Below are 4,231 nucleotides of genomic sequence, written 5' to 3'. Positions count from 1 at the left end.
CAACTGCGCCCGGGCTCCGACGGGCGGGTGCTGCGGGTCGCGGACGCCGTCGACTCCGGCTGGCGGGCCACGCTCGACGGGGCGCCGCTGGACCCGGTCACGGTCGACGGGTGGGCACAGGGCTTCCGGCTCCCCGCGGCGGGAGGCCGCCTCGACCTCACCCACGAGACGAGCGCGGCGCACACCGGATGGGTGTGGCTGCAGGGCTTCCTGGCCGTCGTGGTGGTCGTCCTCACCCTGCCCGGACGACGGCGTGAGGTCGACGACGATCTGCCGGAGGCCGCACCCGTACCCGCGCAGGCCGTTCAGGGCGAGGGGCGTCGGGCGCGCAGGCTGCGCGCGGCGGAGGGCACGCCGGACGGCGCGACCGCCCCAGCAGACACAGCGACCGCACCAGCGGACCCAGCCGTGCCCGAACCGCCGGCGCGGGCGCCGGAGACGGCGGGGCAGGGGTACTACGAGCCCGGGGTCGACGACAGCGGGTACAGCCAGTACGAGCAGTACAGCCAGTACGGCCGGTACGGCACGGAGTACGAACAGCCTTACGGTGAGCCGCGGTACGCGCCGCCGGAACCACCGGCGCCGCCTCGGCAGCCCTACGGCGACGGGGACACGTCACAGCCGTACGACCCATACGCGGGACCGGCCGATCCGTACGACTACGACCCCCGGTACGGCAACAGGAGCGATCAGCAGTGAACCGCACCACCCTGACCCTCATCGGCGCGGTCACCGCGCTCGCCGCCGTGACCGGTGTGGCCGCTGTCGCGGCGCCCGGCGACGAGACACCGGCGGGCGTATCGGCGGCCGGGCGCAAGCCGGTCGAGCGCTCCACTCTCGTGTGCCCGCAGGCCAGCACCTCCGACGTCGCGGAGACGGAGTACACCGCCTTCTCGCCGAAGGGCGGCGAGGGCAAGGGTGGCGCCGAGCTGTATCCGGCTCCGGAGGCGGACGCCGACGGTCCGCCCGACGAGGGTGGCAAGGGCGACAAGGGCAAGGGCGAGAAGGACAAGAAGGACGGGAAGAAGGACGGTGCGGCCGAGGAGAAGCCCGTCGTTCCCCTGAAGGCCCCCGGCAAGCCCGTGACGGCCACGACGGACGTGGCCGACGGACCCGCGCTGGTGGGTTCCGCCGACGGACGGTTCGCGCCCGGCTGGACGGTCCAGCAGACCACGCAGGTCGCCGCGGGCGCCGGGCGCGGGCTGCAGGGCTCGGCCTGCTCGGTGCCGGACACCGACTTCTGGTTCCCCGGGGCAAGCACCGACAAGCAGCGGCAGGACCACGTCCAGCTGACCAACCCCGACAGCACGAGTGCCGTCGTCGACCTGGACCTGTACGGCAAGGACGGCCGGCAGCGGACGGCGTCGGGTGAGGGCATCACCATCCCGCCCCATTCCACGGTGCCTGTGCTGCTGTCGACGCTGACCACGCAGCCGATGACCAATGTGGCGCTTCATGTGGTCTCCCGTACCGGCCGCGTGGGCGCACAGGTGCGGGCGGTCGACGAGAAGCTGGGCGGCGACTGGCTGTCCGCGGCCGCGGACGCCAACCCCAGCGCGGTCCTGCCGGGAATCCCCGGTGACGCCACCGCCGTACGCCTCGTCGTCTTCGCCCCCGGGGAGAACGACGCCGACCTCAAGGTCCGGCTCGCGAGCCCGTCCGGACAGATCACCCCGGCCGGCCACGAGACCCTGCACGTACGGGGAGGGATGACGGCCGCCGTCGATCTGCGGGACCTCACCAAGGGCGAGGCGGGCTCACTCGTCCTCACCCCGTCGGAGGGTGACGCCACCCCCGTGGTCGCGGCGCTGCGCGTGACGCGTGGCAAGGGAGCGAAGCAGGAAACGGCCTTCATCCCCTCGACGGCCCCGGTCGAGGAGCGGGCCACCGCCGCGGGCAGCCGGGACAAGGGCTCCCGGCTGTCGCTGACCGCGACCGGGAAGTCGGCGAAGGTACGCGTGACCTCTTCGGCGGGCAGCGATGGCGGGAGCCCGGTGAGCAAGACGTACACAGTGAAGGGAAACACCACCAAGTCCCTTGTCCCGCCCCGGCCGGACGGTGGCAAGGGCAGCTACGCGGTGACTGTCGAGCGGCTCTCCGGCGGCTCGCTGTACGCGTCGCGCATGCTGGAGCGGGAGACGGACGGTGTGCCCGCCTTCACGGTGCAGACGCTGCCCGACGACCGCGGCATGGTGTCGGTGCCCGACTCCGGCCAGGACCTGTCGGTGCTCACCGAGGGGGACTGAGCGGACGGCTTCGCCCGGTCCGCCGTCGTGTCTCGGGCGACCCCGGGGTGACCGTGCCGGAGAGGGCCGCTCCTCAGTCCTGCCCGTACCGCGGATCGACCGACTCCGGGGACAGGCCCAGCAGTTCGGCCACCTGTTCCACCACGACCTCGTGCACGAGCAGTGCCCGCTCGTCGCGACTGCGGGTGCGGATCTCGACCGGGCGGCGGTAGACGACGATCCGGTCCGGTCGGCCGTCCTCCGCCTCGGCCACCCGGCCCAGTGGCACGGCGTCGGCCTGGTCGTCCTCGTCACTGCCCGCACGCGGCACTTCCTGCACCGCGAACTCGACGCCGGACAGCTGCGGCCAACGCCGCTCCAGCCTGCCGACCGAGTCGCGCACCAAGTCGTCGAAGGCGTCTGTGCGGGTGACGGCGAGCGGCACCTGGGGTGGTGCCACCGGGCCACGCATGCCGCGCCCGTGACGGTCGCGCCGGCGCGGGCGCGGATCGGCGCGACCGGGCTCGTCGGCCCGGTACGGGCGGCCCGGCGGTACAGGGCTGTTCATCATCAGGAGCCTAGCCTCCACGCGGCTGTCACACACCAGCACCGTCCATTCACCGTCCGTGTCTCCGGATGACCGGTCCCGTCTCTTTCAGGTCTGTTTCCCGCACCCGTTGCGACCGTTGATCTCGCCTCGAAAGGCATGGTTCGGGGCGACTCCCGACCGCTTGGCCCGCGTTCGCCCGCCATTCCCGATCGCACGGACGCCGGCTCCCTCGCCTTCTCGCAGATCAGGTGTTTCCAGCCAACCAGAACGACACGACGGAGTGACGTCAAGGGGAGTCGTCGCAGCCCGCTCAAGAGTGCGGTACGGTCCATCGTCGTGAGCCCTGTACGTCGCTGTTCGCGCACCGCATGCGGCCGTCCCGCCGTCGCGACGCTGACGTACGTCTACGCGGATTCCACCGCCGTTCTCGGCCCACTCGCCACCTACGCCGAGCCGCACTGCTACGACTTGTGTGCCGAGCACTCCGAGCGGCTGACCGCCCCGCGCGGCTGGGAAGTCGTACGGCTCGCCGTCGACCCGGGCCAGGTCCGGCCCAGCGGCGACGACCTCGAGGCGCTCGCCAACGCCGTGCGGGAGGCGGCCCGTACGCCCCGGCGTGACCCGTCGGGAGCGGCGCCGTCCGACGCGGTGGGCGGCCCGAACGGCCGGGACTCCGACCCGATGGAGGTCGCGCGCCGCGGTCACCTGCGGGTGCTCAGGTCGCCGGAGCCCTGATGGGGCGACCGGCCGCGGCCGGTCGCGAAGTCCCTGCGGGTAGGTTTGGGGCTCCGTTCGGCGGTTGAGCTGTTAAGTCGTCGAGGACCACCTGAGCACCCAGGAGAGGGCCGGCCCGTGGCTGATCTGTCGGAGATCGTGAAGGCGTACGACGTGCGCGGCGTAGTGCCGGACCAATGGGACGAAAGGCTCGCCGAGTTGTTCGGTGCCGCCTTCGTCCACGTCACCGGTGCGTCGGCCATCGTGGTCGGTCACGACATGCGGCCCTCGTCTCCGGGGCTGTCGCGGGCCTTCGGACGGGGTGCGGCCGGACGGGGCGCGGATGTCACCGAGATCGGGCTGTGCTCGACCGACCAGCTCTACTTCGCCAGCGGTGAACTGAACCTGCCGGGCGCGATGTTCACCGCGAGCCACAACCCCGCGCAGTACAACGGCATCAAGATGTGCCGGGCCGGAGCCGCACCGGTGGGCCAGGACACCGGGCTTTCCGACATCCGGGCCCTCGTCGAGCGCTGGTCCGAGTCCGGCCTTCCGGCGGCGGCGCCCGCGGACGGTGCCTCCGGGCAGCCCACCGGGACCATCACCCGGCAGGATGTGCTGGCCGACTACGCGACGCATCTGCGCACGCTGGTCGACCTCACCGGCATCCGGCCGCTGAGTGCGGTGGTGGACGCGGGGAACGGCATGGGCGGACACACCGTCCCCACAGTCTTCGAGGGGC

At 72.5% G+C, this 4,231-nt stretch carries 3 protein-coding genes and 2 pseudogenes; 4 read left to right on the top strand and 1 reads right to left on the bottom strand.

What is annotated here, in order from left to right; genetic code table 11:
• Together ACRDP3_RS03380 and ACRDP3_RS03375 are read left to right on the top strand one after the other, a co-directional pair.
• Window positions 1–699 (top strand): annotated as a pseudogene (locus ACRDP3_RS03380) (family 2 glycosyl transferase); the annotation flags it as partial.
• Window positions 696–2,246, top strand: coding sequence for a DUF5719 family protein (locus ACRDP3_RS03375; protein ID WP_431515293.1), 1,551 nt, complete (start codon window positions 696–698; stop codon window positions 2,244–2,246). The pseudogene ACRDP3_RS03380 and the gene ACRDP3_RS03375, both read left to right, overlap by 4 nt.
• A 73-nt stretch (window positions 2,247–2,319) precedes the next feature.
• Here the strand turns inward: ACRDP3_RS03375 and ACRDP3_RS03370 are convergent, their stop codons facing one another.
• Window positions 2,320–2,793: a metallopeptidase family protein gene (locus ACRDP3_RS03370; protein ID WP_431515294.1), complete on the bottom strand. Its 474-nt coding sequence runs from the start codon at window positions 2,791–2,793 to the stop codon at window positions 2,320–2,322.
• Between the two features lie 318 nt (window positions 2,794–3,111).
• On the opposite strand from ACRDP3_RS03370, the gene ACRDP3_RS03365 reads away from it, so the two are divergent.
• Together ACRDP3_RS03365 and manB are read left to right on the top strand one after the other, a co-directional pair.
• Window positions 3,112–3,510, top strand: coding sequence for a DUF3499 domain-containing protein (locus ACRDP3_RS03365; protein WP_431515292.1), 399 nt, complete (start codon window positions 3,112–3,114; stop codon window positions 3,508–3,510).
• 117 nt (window positions 3,511–3,627) lie between these two features.
• A pseudogene (gene manB / locus ACRDP3_RS03360) lies at window positions 3,628–4,231 on the top strand (phosphomannomutase/phosphoglucomutase); the annotation flags it as partial.

The sequence above is a fragment of the Streptomyces sp. genome (assembly GCF_050698815.1).
In the GTDB taxonomy this organism is placed as follows: domain Bacteria; phylum Actinomycetota; class Actinomycetes; order Streptomycetales; family Streptomycetaceae; genus Streptomyces.
This window is presented reverse-complemented; position numbering and strand designations above follow the sequence as displayed.